Source organism: Salipiger bermudensis, assembly GCF_019801965.1.
GTDB lineage: Bacteria > Pseudomonadota > Alphaproteobacteria > Rhodobacterales > Rhodobacteraceae > Salipiger > Salipiger bermudensis_A.
Genome location: NZ_JAHVIA010000006.1, coordinates 108,742 through 127,808 on the forward strand (window position 1 = coordinate 108,742; position 19,067 = coordinate 127,808).

General features: G+C 67.7%; 16 protein-coding genes. 2 read left to right on the top strand and 14 right to left on the bottom strand.

What is annotated here, in order from left to right; genetic code table 11:
* Positions 1-7 precede the first annotated feature (7 nt).
* The 5 genes from KUV62_RS14420 to KUV62_RS14440 all read right to left on the bottom strand — a co-directional run bounded on the left by KUV62_RS14420 (position 8) and on the right by KUV62_RS14440 (position 5,199).
* Positions 8-805, bottom strand: a complete 798-nt coding sequence (locus tag KUV62_RS14420; RefSeq protein WP_222604425.1) for an ABC transporter permease — start codon at positions 803-805, stop codon at positions 8-10.
* On the bottom strand, positions 802-1,524 hold the full coding sequence (locus KUV62_RS14425; RefSeq protein ID WP_222604426.1) for an ABC transporter ATP-binding protein: 723 nt from the start codon (positions 1,522-1,524) through the stop codon (positions 802-804). Before KUV62_RS14425 ends, KUV62_RS14420 begins: the two co-directional genes overlap by 4 nt.
* Before the next feature lie 48 nt (positions 1,525-1,572).
* A complete protein-coding gene (locus tag KUV62_RS14430) occupies positions 1,573-2,376 on the bottom strand; it encodes an ABC transporter permease (protein WP_315901588.1) in 804 nt (267 codons plus the stop codon).
* A gap of 256 nt (positions 2,377-2,632) precedes the next feature.
* Positions 2,633-4,861: a pyrroloquinoline quinone-dependent dehydrogenase gene (locus KUV62_RS14435; RefSeq protein ID WP_222604427.1), complete on the bottom strand. Its 2,229-nt coding sequence runs from the start codon at positions 4,859-4,861 to the stop codon at positions 2,633-2,635.
* A complete protein-coding gene (locus KUV62_RS14440; protein ID WP_261395670.1) occupies positions 4,858-5,199 on the bottom strand; it encodes a hypothetical protein in 342 nt (113 codons plus the stop codon). The genes KUV62_RS14435 and KUV62_RS14440 overlap by 4 nt, the downstream gene beginning before the upstream one ends.
* Before the next feature lie 207 nt (positions 5,200-5,406).
* On the opposite strand from KUV62_RS14440, the gene KUV62_RS14445 reads away from it, so the two are divergent.
* Entirely contained in the window at positions 5,407-6,348 is a 942-nt protein-coding gene (locus tag KUV62_RS14445) for a YihY/virulence factor BrkB family protein (RefSeq protein ID WP_222604428.1), read from the top strand.
* A 3-nt stretch (positions 6,349-6,351) separates the two neighbouring features.
* Here the strand turns inward: KUV62_RS14445 and KUV62_RS14450 are convergent, their stop codons facing one another.
* On the bottom strand, positions 6,352-7,464 hold the full coding sequence (locus KUV62_RS14450) for an NAD(P)/FAD-dependent oxidoreductase (protein WP_222604429.1): 1,113 nt from the start codon (positions 7,462-7,464) through the stop codon (positions 6,352-6,354).
* Positions 7,465-7,793: 329 nt separating this feature from the next.
* Between KUV62_RS14450 and KUV62_RS14455 the strand changes: the two genes are divergently transcribed.
* Entirely contained in the window at positions 7,794-8,396 is a 603-nt protein-coding gene (locus KUV62_RS14455) for an outer membrane protein (protein ID WP_222604430.1), read from the top strand.
* A 193-nt stretch (positions 8,397-8,589) separates the two neighbouring features.
* Here KUV62_RS14455 and KUV62_RS14460 read toward each other — a convergent pair whose 3' ends face one another.
* The 8 genes from KUV62_RS14460 to KUV62_RS14495 all read right to left on the bottom strand — a co-directional run bounded on the left by KUV62_RS14460 (position 8,590) and on the right by KUV62_RS14495 (position 18,751).
* Positions 8,590-9,780: a glycosyltransferase family 87 protein gene (locus tag KUV62_RS14460; protein ID WP_222604431.1), complete on the bottom strand. Its 1,191-nt coding sequence runs from the start codon at positions 9,778-9,780 to the stop codon at positions 8,590-8,592.
* A 171-nt stretch (positions 9,781-9,951) separates the two neighbouring features.
* A complete protein-coding gene (locus KUV62_RS14465) occupies positions 9,952-12,156 on the bottom strand; it encodes an NADP-dependent isocitrate dehydrogenase (RefSeq protein WP_222604432.1) in 2,205 nt (734 codons plus the stop codon).
* A gap of 156 nt (positions 12,157-12,312) precedes the next feature.
* A complete protein-coding gene (locus tag KUV62_RS14470; protein WP_222604433.1) occupies positions 12,313-14,259 on the bottom strand; it encodes a cache domain-containing protein in 1,947 nt (648 codons plus the stop codon).
* Between the two features lie 64 nt (positions 14,260-14,323).
* On the bottom strand, positions 14,324-14,818 hold the full coding sequence (locus tag KUV62_RS14475; RefSeq protein WP_222604434.1) for a DUF6505 family protein: 495 nt from the start codon (positions 14,816-14,818) through the stop codon (positions 14,324-14,326).
* Entirely contained in the window at positions 14,815-15,525 is a 711-nt protein-coding gene (locus KUV62_RS14480; protein ID WP_222604435.1) for a biotin/lipoate--protein ligase family protein, read from the bottom strand. Before KUV62_RS14480 ends, KUV62_RS14475 begins: the two co-directional genes overlap by 4 nt.
* On the bottom strand, positions 15,522-16,586 hold the full coding sequence (locus KUV62_RS14485; RefSeq protein WP_222604436.1) for an Mrp/NBP35 family ATP-binding protein: 1,065 nt from the start codon (positions 16,584-16,586) through the stop codon (positions 15,522-15,524). The genes KUV62_RS14480 and KUV62_RS14485 overlap by 4 nt, the downstream gene beginning before the upstream one ends.
* Before the next feature lie 3 nt (positions 16,587-16,589).
* Entirely contained in the window at positions 16,590-16,781 is a 192-nt protein-coding gene (locus KUV62_RS14490; RefSeq protein ID WP_222604437.1) for a DUF6494 family protein, read from the bottom strand.
* A 23-nt stretch (positions 16,782-16,804) separates the two neighbouring features.
* Complete coding sequence (locus KUV62_RS14495) at positions 16,805-18,751, bottom strand: 4Fe-4S binding protein (protein WP_222604438.1); 1,947 nt, start codon at positions 18,749-18,751, stop codon at positions 16,805-16,807.
* Positions 18,752-19,067 lie beyond the last annotated feature (316 nt).

The window sequence follows — 19,067 nt, forward strand, 5'->3', positions numbered from 1 at the left end:
CGCGCGCTCAGCCGCCCTTGCGGCGCCGCGTCATGCCGTAGGACGGATCGTAGCCCACCAGCGCCATGGCGAAGAAAAGCGCGAAGCTCAGGCAGACCCAGAGCAGCGACCAGCCGTTGAGCTCGGCATAGAGCGCGAAGCGGATCAGCTCGACCGCGTGGGTAAACGGGTTCCAGGCGCAGATGTCGCGCAGCAGGGTCGAGCTCTCGGCCATCTTCCAGAGCGGGTAGAGCGCCGTCGACAGGAAGAACATCGGGAAGATCACGAAGTTCATCACCCCCGCGAAATTCTCGAGCTGGCGGATCGTCGAGGAGATCAGCAGCCCCAGCGCACCGAGCATCAGCCCCGAAACCAGCAGCGCCGGCAAAACCAGCGCATAGCCCGCCAGCGGCAGCACGATGCCGAAGCCGGCGGCGATGGCGAGGAAGACATAGACCTGCAGGATCGACACCGCCACGCCCGCCAGCAGCTTGGAGAACAGCAGCCACCAGCGCGGCAGCGGCGAGGTCAGCAAGAGCCGCATCGAGCCCATCTCCTGATCGTAGACGAGGCTCAGCGAGGATTGCATGCCGTTGAAGAGCTGGATCATGCCGCAGAGCCCGGGCACGATATAGACCTCGTAGGTGATGTAGGTCTGGTAGGGCGGAATGATCGACAGCCCCAGCGCCGCGCGGAAGCCGGCGGCGAAGACCACCAGCCAGACCAGCGGCCGCACCAGTGCCGCGAGGAAGCGCGAACGCTGGTGGATGAAGCGCAGCGCCTCGCGCCGGATGATCGCGAGCATGGCGGTGAGGTAGAGGGTCATCGCACGTCCTCCCCGCCGGTCATCTCGATGAAGACCTCGGCCAGCGGGCGACCCTCGCGCAGTTTGGCGGCGGCACGGTGCGCCAGCACCCGGCCCCGGTGCAGCACCACCACGTCGTCGTAATCGCGGATCTCGTCGACCAGATGGGTCGCCCAGAACACCGTGAGCCCGCGTTCAGCCAGCCCGTGGACGTGCTCGACGATGGCCTGCCGGCTCTTGAAGTCGAGACCCACCGTGGGCTCGTCGAGCAGCAGCACCTCGGGCTCGTGGATCAGCGCGCGGGCGATCTCCATCCGCCTGCGGTGGCCGCCATTGAGGTCGCGCACCTTCTCGCCCGCCCGCTCTGCCATGCCGAGCTGGGCCAACGCGCGCTCGGACCGGGCATCAGCATCGCGCCCGGAGATGCCGTGCAGCGCCGCGAAATAGCGCATGTTGCGCATCACCGACATGTCGAGATCCAGCGTCGGCTGCTGGAACACCACGCCGATCTTCGACAGCGCCGCGCGCGGCTCGCGCGCCAGATCGTGCCCGGCGACCGAGATCCGCCCCTCGCGGCTGACGAAGAGCCGGGTGAGCAGCGCAAATAAGGTCGACTTGCCGGCGCCGTTCGGGCCGAGCAGCGCGGTGAACTTGCCCGGCCGCAGGGCAAAGCTCACCCCGTCGAGGGCGCGCTTGGCGCCGTAGCTGTAGCCGAGATCCTTGATTTCCAGAGCGGTCATGCGAGCCTTATGCGTTGTGTTGTCTTGTCTCGGGGGGGCAGCGCGGGGTCAGCCCCGCCAACGCCGCACCCGGCGTTCCCAGGGCTGCAGCACCAGCCACTCCACCGCCAGCATCACCGCGATGAAGGAGAAGGCGTAGACCAGCACGTTGGCCACGTCGAAGAGCTGGAAATAGAGATGGATCTGGAAGCCGATGCCGTTGGAGCGGCCGAGGAACTCGACCACCAGCACGATCTTCCAGATCACCGCCACGCCAGAGCGTGCGGCGGCGGTAATGAAGGGGGCGAGCTGCGGCAGTACCACGTGGCGCATCCGAGTGGCCCAGGGCATGCGGTAGACCCCAGCCATGTCGTCGAGCTTCGGGTCGAGCGCCCGGGCGCCCTCGCGGATCACCGTGGCGACATTGGGGATCTTGTTGAGGGTGACGGCGGCGATGGCGGCGGTCTCGGTGAGGCCGATCCAGAGGTAGCACAGCACGATCAGCACCAGCGCCGGCAGGTTGAGGAAGATCACCAGCCAGGGATCGAGCCAGCGATCCACCGCCGGCAGGCGCCCCATCACCAGCCCCAGCGCGATGCCGAGGCTCATCGCCAGCACGAAGGCCCAGGCCACCCGTCCCAGCGTACGGCCGAGATGGTAGACCAACTCGCCCGAGCGCAGCGCCCGCAGGAACGGGTCGACCAGGTCCCAGGGCTGCGGCAGGACCTGCGGATCGGCGGTCAGGGTCGCGGCGAGGATCCACAGCAGCACCAGCCCGCAGAGCGAGATCGCGGTGACCACGACGCCCCCCGGCGCGCGGCGCGCAGCCGGCCCTGTGCGCTGCCAGCGCTCTGCCGTGTCCTGTCCCTGCACGGGTGTCCTCCTCCCAGCCTCGGACGAGAAGCGTGGCCGCTTGTCTTGGCGGCGTCAATTGCTCCGAAGGGAGGAGAGGCGATTTCGTTCCCGCCGCTGCGGCGTAGCCCGGATCCGCCGGTCCGAAGCAGACCCTCGCAGGCCTGCGCCAAACGCGATCGCGGCGAGCCGGGCAGCGCCCTGAACGGCTCCGCAAAATGCACGGCAGCAAGAGAGGCGCGCCCGCGGACGCGCCTCCCGATCAATCAGCCGACGGTTACTCGACCGGCAGGCGGTAGACCGAGACCATGTCGCCCACCGAGGGCTTCAGGATCGAGTTCCCGCCCGAGACGAAGGCCACATATTGCGCCCCTTCGTGCTCGTAGATCGCCGGGTTGGCCACCGCGGGCGCCTCGGTGAGGTCTTCCCAGAGCTCTTCGCCGGTCTGCAGGTCATAGGCACGGACCTTGGCGTCCATCGTGGCACCGATGAAGATCAGCCCCGAGGCCGTCACCGCCGGGCCGCCGATGGTGGGGGAGCCCCACATCTCGGGCATGTAGAAGCCGTAGCGCTGCGACGAGCCAAAGGGCTTGCGCCAGACGATCTCGCCGGTGCTCATGTCGATCGCCGCGAGCTCGCCGAAGGGCGGCTTCCAGCAGGGCATGCCCCAGCGGTTCAGCGCGGTTTTCAGCGACATGCCGTAGGGCGCACCGGTCTGCGGGTGGAAGCCGCTCTCGCCGGGACCCGCGGCGCCGTTGATCTCGTCGTATTCCTCGCGCTCGTAGAGCTGGATGTACTGCACCACGTGGCTGAGATTGACCACCGCGAGCTGGCGCTCCGGGTCGAAGCCCACGCCGCCCCATTGCACCACGCCGGCGGAATTCGGGTAGGCCCCGGCCCCGGCGCCCTCGGTGGTGGGCGGCTGGTACATGCCCTCGTATTGCATCTCGTCCCAAAGCGCCGAGCACTCGCCGAAGGAGGCGAGATCGGCGATCGGCCAGACATCGGGCAGCTTCGACTGGTCGAGCAGCGGCGCCGGCACCGTCGGGAAGGGCTGGGTCGGCGGATAGCGCTCGCCCTCGATGGTGCCCGCGGGCACGGCGCGCTCCTCGATCGGCCAGACATCCTCGCCGGTCTCGCGGTTGACCACGAAGAGGAAACCCATCTTGGTGGCCTGCATCAGCGCCGGGATCTCCTCGCCATCGACGGTGATGTCCATCAGCGTCGGCGCCGAGTTGATGTCATAGTCCCAGATGTCGTGATGCACCCATTGCCGCGACCAGATCACCTCGCCGGTCTCGATGTCGAGCGCCGTGGTGGAGGTGGCGTAGGGGATATCCTCGGTGCGGTTGCCGCCCCAGTAGTTGGGCGATGGCGAGGCCACCGGCAGGTAGACGATGCCGCGCTCCTCGTCGGCGCTCATCGCGGTCCAGACATTGGCGGTGCCGGTGCGCTCGCGGATCTCCTCGGGAATGGTGTCGAAGGTCCATTCCAGCTCGCCGCTCTGCGCGTTCACCGAGAACACCGAGCCCGGAGGCGCCTCGGCCCAGTCCCAGTCATTGCCGGCCCAACCGATGATCACGTGATCGCCGACGATGGTCGGCGGCTGCAGCAACGACAGCGGCCAGCGATCGTTGACGGTGTTCCACTGGTTGACGTCGAGCACACCGCCCTCCGCGAAGCCCTCGCAGAGCGCGCCGTCATCGGCGTCGAGCGCGAAGAGCTGGGCGTCCATGGTGCCGAGATAGACGATGCGCTGGCAGGCTTCGCCCTCGACCGGTTCGGCGGCCTCCCAATAGGCAACGCCACGGTTCTTCAGCGCCGGCTGGGTCAGGGCCTCGAGGGTCGACTGGCTGTCGAACGTCCAGACCTCCTCGCCGGTGGCGGGATCGACCGCCAGCACGCGGTAGAAGGGCGTGCCGATGTAGAGCAGATCGTTGGCGTAGATCGGCGTCGCCGACCAGACCGTCGCCGGCAGATCCCCGGAGCCGTCCGAGACGTCGCCGGTCTCGAGCCGCCAGGCAAGCTCCAGCTCGCCCACGTTCTCGGGGGTGATCTGCTCCAGCGGCGAATATTTCGCACCCGAGACCTGGCCGTGGAAGCTCGGCCAGCCGGTGCCGGGGATCGGCACCTTGGCGTCAGAGGACGGGCGGGCCGTCGCGGTTTCGGCCGGGGCGTCGGGCTCGGAATCGTCAGCGGTCTCGAGCGGGGCCTCCTCCGACGCTTGCGCATCGTCCTCGGGAGCCGGGGCAGCCTCTTCAACCGCTTCGGTTTCGTCGTCGGGCGCCGGGGCCGCCTCCTCGGCCGCCTGGCCGTCGCCCTCCGGGGCAGCCGGCTCGGCGGCGGGTGCCGCGTCTTCACCGCTTTCCGCCGGGGCCTCGGGCGCAGCCGTTTCCGGCGCGACAGCCTCCGGCTCGCCGGTCGGGCCGGGTGTATCTTCCTGCTGGGCGAAGGCGGGCAGCGCCAGGAGCGTCAGCAGGGCGGTGGACCGAAGCAGGTGGGTCATGCGACATCTCCTTCCGGGCCGGTGACCGCGGCAAGCCAGCCCACGGCGCAGAGGCCGAGCGCGGCCAGCATCACCCATTGATGCAGCAACCAGGCCGCGAATGCGGTCAGCACGATGCCGAGCGCCAGAAGCAGCATCAGCACGACGCGCGCGCCACGGCTGCGGGCGCGCACCATCAGCGCCCCGCCAATCAGGATGCAGAGCGCGCCGAAGGCCGCCGCGAGCGGCCCCCAGACGCCGGTGACGCCGGTGAGCGGGGCAAAGTAGCCGTAGAGACCGCAGCCAATGGCGACGATCGCGAACACCATTATGACCGTGAGGCCGTGGCGATAGGACATGAGTGGCTCCTGTTCATGCGTGGAGAGGGGGCGGAAGAGCTGCACGCCCCACACGCATGAGGAGTAGGGCGACATGACGCGCTGACAAATATTTGAGAGCTTTTCGTGAGAATTGCCCGCCAAGCACGAATGGCGGGAACCCGCTGCCGGGGTGCCGGGTTGGCTCTCGACACCCTCATACGCCCTGTCCGCAGCCCGGAGTCCCCCATGCCCGCTGAAACCTCCTTCGCCACACGCCCCGCCGAGCTCGGAGCGGCCCGCTGGAAGAGCGCCGCTCTGAGGGTGAAGGATGGCATCGGCGAGGACCGTCTCAGCCTGATCGCCGCCGGGGTGGCGTTTTTCGGTCTGCTGGCGATCTTTCCGGCGATCACCGCGCTGATGGCGGTGGCCGGACTGTTCCTCACGCCCGCCGACGTCACCGACCAGATCCAGCAGATCTCGGCCATGCTGCCCGACCGCGCCGCCGAAATCGTCATCGACCAGGCGAAGAGCGTGGCCGGCTCCGATGAGGGCGGGCTCGGACTCGCCGCCCTTCTGGGTCTCGGGCTGGCGCTCTACTCGGCCTCCGCCGGGGTGGGCAATCTCGTGGCCGGGCTGAACGTGGCCTATGGCGAGCGTGAGAGCCGCGGGTTCGTGAAGCTCAAGCTCACCACCATCGCGCTGACCTTCCTGCTCATCGTCGGGCTGGTGCTGGCCTTCGCCGGGGTGCTGGTCCTGCCCGGGGTGCTGGCGGTGATCCCGCTCGGCCGCACGGCGGAACTGCTGCTCTCCGGACTGCGCTGGGTGCTGCTGCTGGGCTTCACAATGCTCGCCGTGGCGCTGATCTACCATTTCGGCCCCGACCGCCGTCCGGCGCAATGGCGCTGGATCACGCCCGGTGCGGCGATTGCCTGCGTATTGTGGATCATCACCTCGGTCGGCTTTTCGATCTACGCGGAGAATTTCGGCAGCTACCAGGAGACCTTCGGCTCTCTCGCCGGCGTCGTCATCCTGTTGTTCTGGCTGTGGATTTCCGCTTTCGTCGTGCTGCTTGGCGGCAAGATCAACGCCGAGCTCGAGCATGGGACCTGCGCCGACACCACGCGCGGCCCCCGCCGCCCGATGGGCGAGCGCGGCGCGGTGGTCGCCGACAGCCTGCCCGAGGACTGAGCCTCAGCGCACGCGCAGCCCGGCGACCCGCTCGGCAATCGCCAGAGACGCGGTGAGCCCGGGGCTCTCGATGCCGAAGAGGTTGACCAGCCCCGCCACCCCGTGCCGCTCGGGCCCGTCGATGCGGAAATCCGCCGCCGGCGCATCCGGCCCGGAGAGCTTCGGCCGGATGCCGCAATAGGTCGGCGCGAGCGCGCCCTCGGGCAGCCCGGGCCAGTACTTGCGGATTTCGCTCTGGAAATGCCCCGCGCGCGCGCCGTTGACGCGGTAATCGACATCGTCGATCCACTCGACGTCCGGGCCGAAGCGCATGCCACCGCCGAGATCGAGCGTCAGATGCACGCCCAGCCCGCCGGGCTCGGGCACCGGATAGATCAGCCGTGAGAAGGCCGCGCGACCGGGCAGCGCGAAATAGTTGCCGCGGGCGTAGCGCGTCTGCGGCACATGCGCCGCGCTCAACCCCTCGATGCCCGCCGCAAGCTCGGAGGCGTGCAGCCCGGCGGCATTGACGAACCGCCCGCAGCCCATGGTAAACCGCTCACCGCTCGCGACATCCTCGCTGGTGACCTCGAAGCCCGGGCCGGTTGCGCGCACCCCGATCACCCGTGTGCCCACGCTCAGGAGCGCGTCGGCTTGCTCGGCCTGCCCCAGCAGCGACAGCATCAGCGCGTGGCTGTCGACGATGCCGGTCGAGGGCGAAATCAGCGCCGCCTTGCAGGCCAGCTCGGGTTCCATCGCCTGCGCCTCCTCCGCCGGAATCAGCCGCAGATCATGCACCCCCGCCGCCTCGGCCTTGGCGCGGATGCCCTCGAGCGCCGCCACCTGATCGTCGGACGTTGCCACGATCAGCTTGCCGCAGCGCCGATGCGGTACGCCGAAGGCCTCGGCATAGTCGTAGAGCCGCGCCTTGCCCTCGACGCAGAGCTGAGCCTTCAGGCTGCCGGTCGGATAGTAGATCCCGGCATGGATCACCTCCGAGTTACGCGAAGAGGTGCCGGTGCCAAAAGCCTCCTCCGGCTCGAGGATCAGAACCTCGTCGCCGCGCTGTGCGAGCGTCCGCGCAATGGCGAGCCCGACAACCCCGGCGCCGGCGATGATGCAGTCGACCTTGTCCATGCGTCGGTCATGCCATCGCGCCCCGCGCCGGGCAAGCGGCAACGGCGAGTCGCCGGCCCGACGCTTGTTTCTTTATTGCGCGCCCGCGCGTGGCATTCGCCTCCGCTTTTCAAGCCCCATTCAACTCTTTGTGCAATCCACGGCACAAAATAACAATGCTAACGTAAACACCGTTCAAATTACTTAGAACTGACTGATTTTTCGCGTTATTATTATGATCAAAATCCAAATCATGTATTTCCCGATCAATATTTCGCCCGGAAAACTTCAACCCTATATAGCCGTGGCCAGCCCAAAGAGACTGACAAAACAAGAAATGGAGCTGAACAATGGCACTCAAGAATGTTGCCCTCCCTGCCCTGCTCGCCGGCGCCATTGCCGCACCGGCCTTTGCAGGCAACCTCGAGCCCGTCGCGGCCGATCCCTATGTCCTGCCCGTGTCGAGCCAGTCGGCCGGCCGCGACTGGACCGGCTTCTCGCTCGGCGGACAGATCGGCTACGGTGGGTTCGACACCGACGGCGCAGCCAACACCTCGAAGGACAAAGGTCTTTACGGCATCAAGGCGGGCTATGACCGCGACTTCGGCAACTGGGTCGGTGGCGTGGGCATCCAGTATGACTGGACCGATGCGGACCTCGGCTCGGCCGGGACCGTCGACGGCCTGCTGCGCATCGGCGGCCGTGCCGGTGTCGCCCCGCGCGACACCTTCTTCTACGGCACCGCAGGCTATGCGAAGGCCTATACCAGCGGCGGCAGCCTGAACGCCAAGGACTCCGATGGCTACTACCTCGGCGTCGGCGCGGAGACCTTCGTCACCGACAACTGGACCCTCGGCACAGAGGTTGTCTACAACCGCTTCGAGGATTTCAACGCCAAGAAACTGGGACTGGACGCGACCACGCTGAACGTCTCGCTCAACTATCGCTTCTGATCCCCCAGAGGCGAATTGAGGTGCCCATTCCGAATATCGGGATGGGCGCCTTTAATTGCTAAGTTGGAAAACCAAAACGGAATCTGATTTAGTAAATATAGCGCCGTTGTAATTAATTACCCACCCAAACCAAGCCTTCACGAATATTATTCTCCAATTCGCTCCGAGAAACGCCGCAGGAAAACCCTACCCGTCAAACCGGGGCGGTCCGGGAGCGCGCCATGACACGGCCGCTCAGCATCAGCAGCAGAAGCACCGGCGCCGGTTGCAGGCTCCAGGCGAAGGCGGCGAGATAGCAGAGATAGGGCAGGAACCACGCCGCGTACCAAGCGATCTGCGCCACTGCCTGCGAGCGCGTCGGGAACAGCGCCCTCGGCTCTCCCACCCAGAGCACCAGCATGACCTGAAGGATCACGAGGTCGTAGTAGAAGCTGTAGGGCAGCAGCAGGAAGGTCCCGAGGCTGAACCAGGTGATCCAGTCGCGCAGCGTTCCTCCCTGCCCCGGCCAGCTGCGCCAGAGCAGCAGCAGCGTCAGCACCGCAACGCCCCCGTGCAGCAGGTAGGCCGTGCCGGTCTCGAGCCCGGCGAGCCGCCCGGCGATGAAGGTGGTCGGCATCAGCTTCAGCAACAGCCCGCGCCATTGCTCGACCACAACCCGCTGCTGCGCGGTGGTCTCGGTGAAGAAGAGCTGCCACGGCTCGGCTCCGTAGAGCGCCAGCGTCAGGGCGACGATCACCGACAGGCAGACCGCTCCCGCCGCCACGATGCGCCATTGCCGGCGCAGCAGCACCATCGGCAGCGCCAGAAGCCCCAGATGCGGCTTCACCGTGAGGAGCGCCCAGCACAGCCCGGCCCCGAGCCAGCGGCGGCGCTCGGCCAGCACCAGCGCCAGCAGCAGCAGCCCGGCGGTATAGGTGCCGTTCTGCCCGGCCAGCAGGTTCACGGTCACCGCAGGAGACAGTACCACCGGCGCGAGCCAGACAAGCGGCACCCCGGCGAGCCGCGCGCCGAGGCAGGTCAGTGCCAGCCCGCCGAGGGTCCAGAGCCCCAGCGCGACGAAATACGGCAGCCACGCCGCGAGCTGCGCCAACGGAAACATGTGCGGCGGGTAGGACCAGTTGTGGACCGTGTAGTCGCGCCCGAGATGCGCCTGCATTGCCTCGACATAGGCTGCCTGGTCGAAAAGCGTCGGCATCTCCCCCTGCCCCAGCAGCGTTCCGGCGAAATGCAGGTTGAGAAAATCCCGCCCGAGCAGCAGCCCGGCGGCGTCGTATCCGCTCGCCTGAAGGCCCGAGAGATAGAATAGGTAGAGCGCGCCGCTCGAGACCAGCGTCAGCAGCAGCGTTGCGGCGTAGGCAAGGGAAAGCGGATTTCCTGACGGCACGACGGCCCCCTGACAAAGAACTTCCGGGGAAACCTGTCGAAGGGTCGGGTGCATCGCAACCGCTGCAGGAGCGCGGCGCGGACGTGGCCGGGAAGGTGTCGCGTTTTTGCCCTCGACCGGGCCTGAGCCCCCCGCCCTCGCACGCGAGGACGGGGGTAGATCAGCGAAGGATCAGCCGATGATGCCGTTCAGCGTGCCCGAGGGGCGCATCACGGCAGCGGTCTTGGCCGCGTCACCATGGTAGTAGCCGCCGAGATCGACCGCCTTGCCCTGCGCTGCCGAGAGCTCGCCCACGATGGCGGCTTCGCCGGCTTCGAGCGCCGTGGCGATGGGCTCGAAATGCACCTTCAGCTCGGCATCGTCCGACTGCTCGGCCAGCGCCTTGGCCCAGTAGCGCGCGAACCAATAGTGGCTGTCGCGGTTGTCGGGCTCACCGACCTTGCGCGACGGCGAACGGTTCTCGTCGAGGATGCCCTGCGTCGCGATATCGACCGCGTTGCCCAGCACCCGGGCCTTCTCGTTGCCCGACTGGTCGGCGAAGAACTTGAAGCTCTCACCAAGCGCGCAGAACTCGCCGAGGCTGTCCCAGCGCAGGTGGTTCTCTTCCATCAGCTGCTGCACATGCTTCGGAGCCGAGCCGCCGGCGCCGGTCTCGAACAGGCCGCCGCCGTTCATCAGCTTGACGATCGACAGCATCTTGGCCGAGGTCGCGAGCTCGAGGATCGGGAACAGGTCGGTGAGGTAGTCGCGCAGCACGTTGCCGGTGATGGCGATGGTGTTCTCACCCTTGGTGATGGTCTCGAGCGAGGCAATGGTGGCCTCGCGCGGTGCCATGATCTCGAACTTGTCGGCCACGCCCTTGGCTTCGAGGATCGGCTTCACATAGGCGATCAGCTCGGCATCGTGGGCGCGGTTGGCGTCGAGCCAGAAGATGGCGCGGTAGCCTGTCGCCTTCTGACGCTCGATGGCCAGGTTCACCCAGTCCTCGATCGGCGCCTTGCGGGCCGAGGCCGAGCGCCAGATGTCACCGGCCTCGACCGCGTGCGAGTGCAGCACGGTGCCGTCGTCGAGGATCATCTTCACGGTGCCGGCGGCAGGGATCTCGAAGGTGGTCGGGTGCGAGCCGTACTCTTCCGCCTTCTGCGCCATCAGGCCGAGGTTCTGCACGGTGCCGGCGGTGGCCGGGTTCAGCTTGCCGTTGGCCTTGAAGAACTCGATGGTCGCGTCATAGACCGGCGCGTAGGAATTGTCGGGGATGACGCAGTTGGTGTCGGCCTCGTTCCCATCCGGGCCCCAGCCCTTGCCACCGGCGCGGATCAGCGCAGGCATCGAGGCGTCGATGATGACGTCCGACGGCACGTGCAGGTTGGTGATGCCCTTGTCGGAGTTCACCATGTACATCGGCGGGCGCGTCTCGCGCACCTCTTCGATGGCGGCGAGGATCTCGGGCTCGTCCTTGACGCGCTCGAGAAGCGCGCCGAGGCCGCCATTCGGGTTCACGCCGAGCTCTTCCATCTTTGCGCCGTACTTGTCGAACACCGGCGCCAGCCATGCCTTCACCGCGTGGCCGAAGATGATCGGGTCGGAGACCTTCATCATCGTGGCCTTCATGTGCAGCGAGAACAGCGTGCCCTCTGCCTTGGTCTTCTCGATCTCGTCCGCGAGGAAGGCATCGAGCGCCTTGGCCGACATGTAGGTCGCGTCGACCACGGTGCCCTCGGGATAGGAGACGCCCTCTTTCAGGACAGTCTCGCCCTCGGCGGTCTCGAGCACGATCTTGGCGGTGGCGGCTTTCGGCAGGGTGGCCGACACTTCGTTCGAGAAGAAGTCGCCACCCGACATCGAGGCCACGCGGGTCTTGCTGTCGGAGGTCCACTCGCCCATGCGGTGCGGGTTGGACTGGGCGTAGTTCTTCACCGCAGCCGCGGCGCGGCGGTCGGAGTTGCCCTCGCGCAGGACCGGGTTCACCGCCGAGCCCTTGATGGTGTCATACTTGGCGCGGACGGCCTTTTCCTCGTCGCTCGACGGGGCATAGGGGTAGTCGGGCAGCGCGTAGCCCTGCTCCTGCAGCTCCTTGACCGCGGCGACGAGCTGCGGCTCGGAGGCCGAGATGTTGGGCAGCTTGATGACGTTGGCTTCGGGCTTCTTCACCCATTCGCCGAGCCATGCGAGATCGTCCGACTGCTTCTGCTCCTCGGTCAGCGCCTCGGGGAAGGTCGAGAGGATGCGGCCGGCGAGCGAAATGTCCTTGGTGCCGACGGTGATTCCCGCCGCCGAAGCGAAGCTCTGGATGATCGGAAGCAGCGAGGCCGAGGCCAGCTCGGGCGCTTCGTCTACCTTTGTATACACAATGTCGGGAGTGTTTTGGTCAGCCATGTTTTCAGAGCCCCTCCAAGGTCATGGGAAAACGCCGGCAAGGATCCCGGCGGCGGATTACGCGCAAGGCATTAGCATCCCGAGCCCCGGTCTTAAAGCGCCTATCGGGGGCTTGGGGGCGCTGTTTGCGCCGGACAGTGCCGAAGCGGGGGCCGTTCAGGCCGCGAATGGCAGCCAGACCGTGAACACCGCGCCGCCCTCGGGCGAGTTGGCGGCCGAGATGATCCCGCCCGCGCCCTGCACGATGCTCTGCGAGATCGACAGGCCCAGCCCGGTGCCCTCGCCGCGCCGCGTGGTGAAGAACGGGTCGAACAGCGAGGCCAGCGCCTCCTCGGCAATTCCCGGTCCGCTGTCACGCACGGTGAGCGCCACGCCCACGATGCCCTCGCGCGTCTCTTCCGCGAGGCTCAGCCAGAGATGGCCACGCCCGCCCATCGCCTGCGCCGCGTTGAGGATCAGGTTGATCGCCACCTGCTGCATCTCGCCCGCATCGATCGCCACCGGCGGCAGCTCCGGCAGCTCTGTCTCCACCTCGATGGCGCCCTTGCTCAGCGCATGGTCTACCAGCATCAGCGCATCCTCGACCACCGGCGCCAGCGCCACAGTCTCGGCGCAGTCGGAATACTCGGAAGGTTGCGCGAATTTCAGCAGCTTGCCGACGATCGCCTCCATCCGCATCACCTGCCGATCGATCAGAGAAAGCTCGGTCTCGACCCGGGCGGCCTCCTCGCCAAGCTCCATGCGGATGACATCGACATTGCCCTGAATGACGGCCATCGGGTTGTTGATCTCATGCGCCACGCCGGCGGTGATCTCGCCGATGGCGGCGAGCTTCTCGCTCATCACCAGCTGGCGGAAGGTCTGCTCCAGCTTGGCATTGGCCTCGCGCAGCTCGGCGGTACGGGTGTCGACCCGGTCTTCCAGCTCCTCGGCCCAGGCGCGCAGCTTGAGGTCGCGGTCCTGCACCTGGTCGAGCAGGTCATCGAGATGGCCCGCGACCTGTCCGATCTCGTCGCGCGCGCCGACCGGGCCGATGCGCGCCGCGAGATTGCCGCGCCCGACCCGGCGCATGGTCTGGGTCATGCGCTCGAGCGGCGCGAAGATGCCCTTGGCCAGCCAAAGAAACACTGGCGCGGAAAGCAGCAGCACGCCCGCGAAGGCCGCCATCATCCACAGGTAGGCATCGCGCTTGGCCTGCGCGAAGGGCGCCTCGAGCATCCCCACATAGAGCATCCCGACCCGCTGCCCGAAGCTGTCGGAGAGCGGCAGATAGCCCGAGATGTACCAGTCGTTGACCACGAAGGCGCGGTCGAGCCATGTCTGGCCCTCGTCGAGCACCGCCTGCCGCACCGAGGCTGAGACCCGCGTGCCGAGCGCCCGCACATCCTCGAAGAGCCGCACGTTGGTCGAGATGCGCACGTCGTCGAGAAACAGCGTCGCGGTGCCCTGCCGTGTGCCGCCGGTGACCGGGTTGAGATAGACCAGCGCGTTGATCGCGTCGATGAAGCCGAGATTGCCGTTGAGCAGGATGCCCCCCACCAGCACGCCCTCATGGCCCGGCAGGCGCACCGGGCTCGCCGCGTGCACGACCATGCCGCGATCCTCGACCCGCCGGTCGGTGGGCACCGCGGCGGTGGTCTCGATCAGGTCGATGCGGGCGCGGGTCTCGAGATTGCCCGGCAGCGCCGCCAAGACCTCGGGCGGGAAGATGTCGATGGCGGTCTCGGCGCGCCCCCGGCGGGCGGCGTCGATCACCGGCCAGCGGCTGCCGATGCCGTCGCTCGGAGCCGATGGCAGGTAATAGAGGAAATCCAGACCCAGCTCGGTGCGCTTGGCGTCAAGAAAGCGCGGATCGGGGCCGTTGCCACCGAAGGCGGTGTCGAAGGCCAGCGACTCCGCCACCCCGGTCAGTTCCTCGCCAGTGCGGGTCATCAGCTGCGAGAGATATTGCTCGGCGATGCGCAGGTCGCTCTGCACGTTGGCCGCCAGAACCTTGTCGTAATCGCCGGTCCAACGGGTCATGCCGAGCAAGAGCAGCAACGGCATCAACAGAACCAGCGGCGCCAGCGCAAGGATCAGCAGGCGCAGGCGAACGGTGGTCATGGGGCGGGTCCCGAAGCTCATCGGGGCCGAGCGTAGCACGGCCCCGGCGCGTGGTCAGCGCGGATCAGTGATGATGCGGCTCGTCGTCGAGCGAGCCGTGAATGGCGAACTGGTCGAGCCCCGCGTCGCTGGACTCGATGACCCGGTAGGCCTCGCGCACGCCGGACTCGCTGAGCTCCCGCGCCACGGTCAGCAGCGTGTTGGGCGCGTGGTCGTCGCAGAGCGCGACCATCTGGGCCAGCTCTTCCTGCGCCACCGGCCGTGCGGCCTCGGTGGAGGGCGCGCCGTAATAGGTCACGAAATGCTCGGCCAGCCGGTCGGTCAGCGCCTCGAGCTCGGCGGGCTCCAGCGCGGTCACGGCGACAAAGGTCACCCGGCCGAATGTCTCGAGCCCGAGCCAGCCGTTGGAGAAAGCCTGACGCGGCTTGCCGGTCAGGTCGCCCTCGGTCCAGTTGGAGAACTCGAACCCGCCCGAGATGCACCACTCGCCGGTGCGGGCCGGCGAGGCATAGACGCGCATGTCGCTCTCGTCGAAATGGATGGCGCGGGCGAGCTTCATGGGGCGGGCTCCAGAACGGTTGTCAGCGGGATGAGATGGGTGGTCTCGCCATCGCGCAGCAGCATGCCGAAGGCCTCGTCGACGCCGAGGAAGGTGCCGGTGAGGCCGTCGCGGGAGATCTCCTCCCCGATGTCCTGCGCCAGACCGCGCCACTCGGAATGCAGGGCGCGGTTGCCTTCCTCGTCCCAGCGGTTGATCCAGTTGAGGCTGTGCCGTGCCCAGGCCTCGATCAGCGCCGGCGGCGAGACCTCTGCGCAGCCCTCGGCATAGAGCGAGGTCTGGTCGGGCGTGTCGCCGGGGCGGTCGCTGGCGGGGATCAGCGGCAAGGTGAAGCCAATGACCAGCCAGTCGGGAACGGCGTCGGGATCGGTGACCGAGGCCATGGCGCGGAAGCGCCCGCAGGCGGCACCGTTGACCCGGATGCCGCCATCCCAGTCGAGATGTACCGCGACCTCGGGCGGCGCCATCACGCCAAGCGCGTTCTGGAAGCCCACGCCGCAGAGCGGCAGCATCGCCATCGCCTGCGCGAGCGGCACCTCGGGGGCAAAGACCAGCGCCGCCTGCGCCACGCTGGCGTTGACGCGATAGGCCACCAGCCCCGCGTCGCAGCCCAGCAGCGCGCGCTGGCAGGCATGGTCGAAGGCGTCGGTCGAGACCTCCTCGCCCCAGAGCAGCGGCGGAAACGCCAGTGCCTCGGCCTCGCTCATGCCACCCCCTTCGCCACCAGCGCCGCGGCGACGTCGTGAAACGCCTTGGCCTGCCCGCTGTCGGGCTGGCTTACCACGATGGGCGCGCCGCCGTCGGAGGCCAGCCGGATCTGCAGGTCGAGCGGGATCTCGGCCAGCAGCGGCACGCCGAGCTTGGCCGCCTCGGAGGCGACACCGCCATGGCCGAAGACATGCTCCTCGTGGCCGCAGGCCGAGCAGATATGCGTCGACATGTTCTCGATCATGCCAAGCAACGGCACGTTGAGCTGCTTGAACATGTCGATGCCCTTGCGCGCATCCAGAAGCGCCACGTCCTGCGGCGTCGAGACCACGATGGCGCCGTCGACCTGCGCCTTCTGGCTCAGCGTCATCTGCACGTCGCCGGTGCCGGGCGGAAGATCGACCAGCAGCACGTCGAGCGCGCCCCATTGCACCTGCATCATCATCTGCTGCAGCGCGCCCATCAGCATCGGCCCGCGCCAGACCACCGCCTGATCATCGTTGGTCATCAGGCCGATTGACATCATGGTGACGCCGTGGTTGCGCAGCGGCAGGATGGTCTTGCCATCCGGGCTCGCCGGGCGGCCCGAGACGCCAAGCATCCGCGGCTGGCTCGGCCCGTAGACATCGGCATCGAGCAGACCGACGCGCCGGCCCTGCTGCGCCAGCGCGCAGGCGAGGTTCGACGACACGGTCGACTTGCCCACCCCGCCCTTGCCGCTGGCAATGGCGATGATGTGGTTGACGCCGGGGATCTTCTGCGGCCCCTGAGGCTCGGCCTTGCGGGCGCGCAGCTCGGGCGGCGCTTTCTCGGTGTGGCCGGTCATCACGATCGACACCGACGCGACGCCCTCGGCGGCCTTCAGCGCCGCCTCGGCCTCGTCCTTCACCTTGGTGTAGGCGGTGCTGGCGCTCGGCGGGATCTCCATGACGAAACGCACCGCGCCCGCCTCGTCGACGTTGAGCGCGCGGACCACGCCGCTCGAAAGGATATCGCCGCCCGCGACCGGGTCGGCGATGCTCTTCAGGACGGCCTGAACCGCCTCTCTGCTGGCTGGCAAGGTTTACTCCTGTCCCTTGATCTCGCCGTCGACCTCATGGGTCAGACCAAGCTCTTCAATGGTCACCACCGCCTTGACCTTGAAGGTCTTGCCGGCGGTGTCGGCGCCGCGCATGGCCTCCTCGATGGCCTGCTGCGAGGTGACGCCCACCTGCTTGAGGAACTTGCGCATGGACATGTTGAAATCGTCGCTCATCGTGGCCTCCCTGTCTGGCGCGCTCAGTGGTCGCGCCGCTTGCTGAGATAATCGTCGGTGGTGCGCGGCCGCCTCGGCTCGCCCACCGCGAAGGGGTTGTTGTCGGAATGATACTGCGCGTTGACGCGGCAGTCGTCACACATCTGGATCATCCGCAGCTTGTCGCCGTCGAACATCGGATGGGCCTGAAGCTTTTCGGTGATCCGGTCAATGGTCGATTTCACCCCGAAGAGCGTACCGCATTCGACGCAAGGGAACGGCTCTTCCTCGTTCAGCACTCGCTGGTCGAAGGCCTCCTCGGTCAGCAAGAGCCGCGGCTCGTAGGCGATGGCGTCCTCGGGGCAGACATTGGCGCAGAGCCCGCATTGCAGGCAGGCGTCTTCCTGGAAGCGCAGCTGCGGCAGGTCGGGGTTGTCGCCAAGCGCGCCCGAAGGGCAGAGCGAGACGCAGGAGAGACAGAGCGTGCAGGCGTCCTGGTCGACCAGCACCGCGCCATAGGGAGCGCCCTCGGGCAGCGCCAGGCTCTCGGCCTCGGGATGCAGCGCCCGCGCCGCCTGACGTGTGATCTGCCGCCGGGTGCCCAGCGGGCGCACCGGCGTGGCGACCGGGGCGGGCGCCTCCTCGGCGTAGAGCGCCGCCGACATGGCGTCGGTATCGGGGGTGTCGAGCAGCGCGACCTTGCCGCCGCCCGAGATGGCGTTCGAGAGCGAAACCTGCGTCTCGAGCGCCGGAAGGTCGGCCCCGGGCCCCGGCAGCAGCGTCACCGAGGCGAAGCCGGCGGCGAGCGCGGCCACGGTCTCGGCATGGCCGAAGGCGCCGATGGCGCGGATCTCGAGCGGGATGACATCCGCCGGCAGGCCATCGCCATGGCGTGCCGAGAGCCGGATCATCTCGGCGCCGTGGGCATCGTGGACCAGCAGGCGCGGCGCGTGGCCTCCTGCGTCGAGGTAGGCCTTGGCCAGCGTCTGCACCCGGCGGAATGTCAGGTCCACCGGCGGCGCGTCGTAGCTGATCGCCCCCGAGGGGCAGGCCGAGGAACAGGCGCCGCAGCCGGCGCAGATCATCGGATCGACCGTGACATGCTCGCCATCGGGCGAGATCGCCCCGGTCGGGCAGAGGTCGAGGCAGGAGGTGCAGCCGACCTGACCGGCGCGGCTATGGGCGCAGAGCAGCGGCTCGGTGCGGACGTAGAGCGGCTTTTCGAAGGTGCCGACGAGATGCGACGCCGCCATCACCGCCGCGGCAACGGCCTGCGGGCGGCCCGGATCGGCGCGCAGGTAGCCCTCGCGCTTCTCATGCGCCGGGAACAGCGGCACGTCGCGGCGAAGGTCGAGGATCACGTCGCAGTCCGAGACGCCGCCGTCGCGCGGCTCGGTCAGGGTAAAGCTGCCGCGCCCGCCGGGCTCGATCATGCGCAGCGCGTCGATGGTCACCCGGAACTGGCCGAGCGCCCCCTGCGCCTTGCGCAGCTGCCCGGTGATCACGTCATAGGCGCGGCTGTCGGGCAGCTCTTCGCCGCGCTCGAGCAGCACGGTGACGCCGAGATGCGGTGCCAGCTGTTCGGCGGCCTCGAGCGCCACCTCGGGCGCGCCGAGGATCAGGCACAGCCCCTCCGAGATCACGTCGAGCGATTTCTCAGGCGCGGCGGGCAGCATGGCCTCCGCCGCCAATGCGGACATTTTGGGTAGTTTGGAGGCTTCGTCGGCGCTCCACCCGGCCCGGTCGCGCAGGTCGAGGAGCGGCGCGGGCTCGAGGTCGAGCTCCTCGGCGAGGGCCTCGAAGGTGCGCGCCTCCTGAGTGCAGCACAGCACTGCATTACCTCGCGTCAACCCTTTTGCGGCAAGCTCGATCTGAGAGGTGCAGAGCGCCTTGCAAGGGGGGGTCACCTCGAATCCCGTCGCCTCGGACAACGCCTTGGCGTCGATCGACTGGGTGCCCATGCAATCGCATGTTATCAAGGTCTTGGTCATGGTGTCCTTCCTGACGGGCGCGGCACTTCCCGGCCCCTCATCGCGCGGTTCGCCCGATAGCTACCCTTGATTCGCGGCGCTTCTCAACTCAAATCCCCGCGCGGAATTCCACCGTCGCCGGCCACGTTGGCGCCCGACGGTCCGAGGTGATTCGCATGCCGCAGTGCGGCACTTTTCCCAATCAAAATACTCGGATTGGACAGTCTGTCCCTGCGCAATCCGAGCCCTCGCGGCGGATGCCCAAATTGTCCCGGAACGAACAAAGAATACTGCCGTGTACCGATTGCCCCTTTCCTGGTCCCCGCTACGTGTTTCA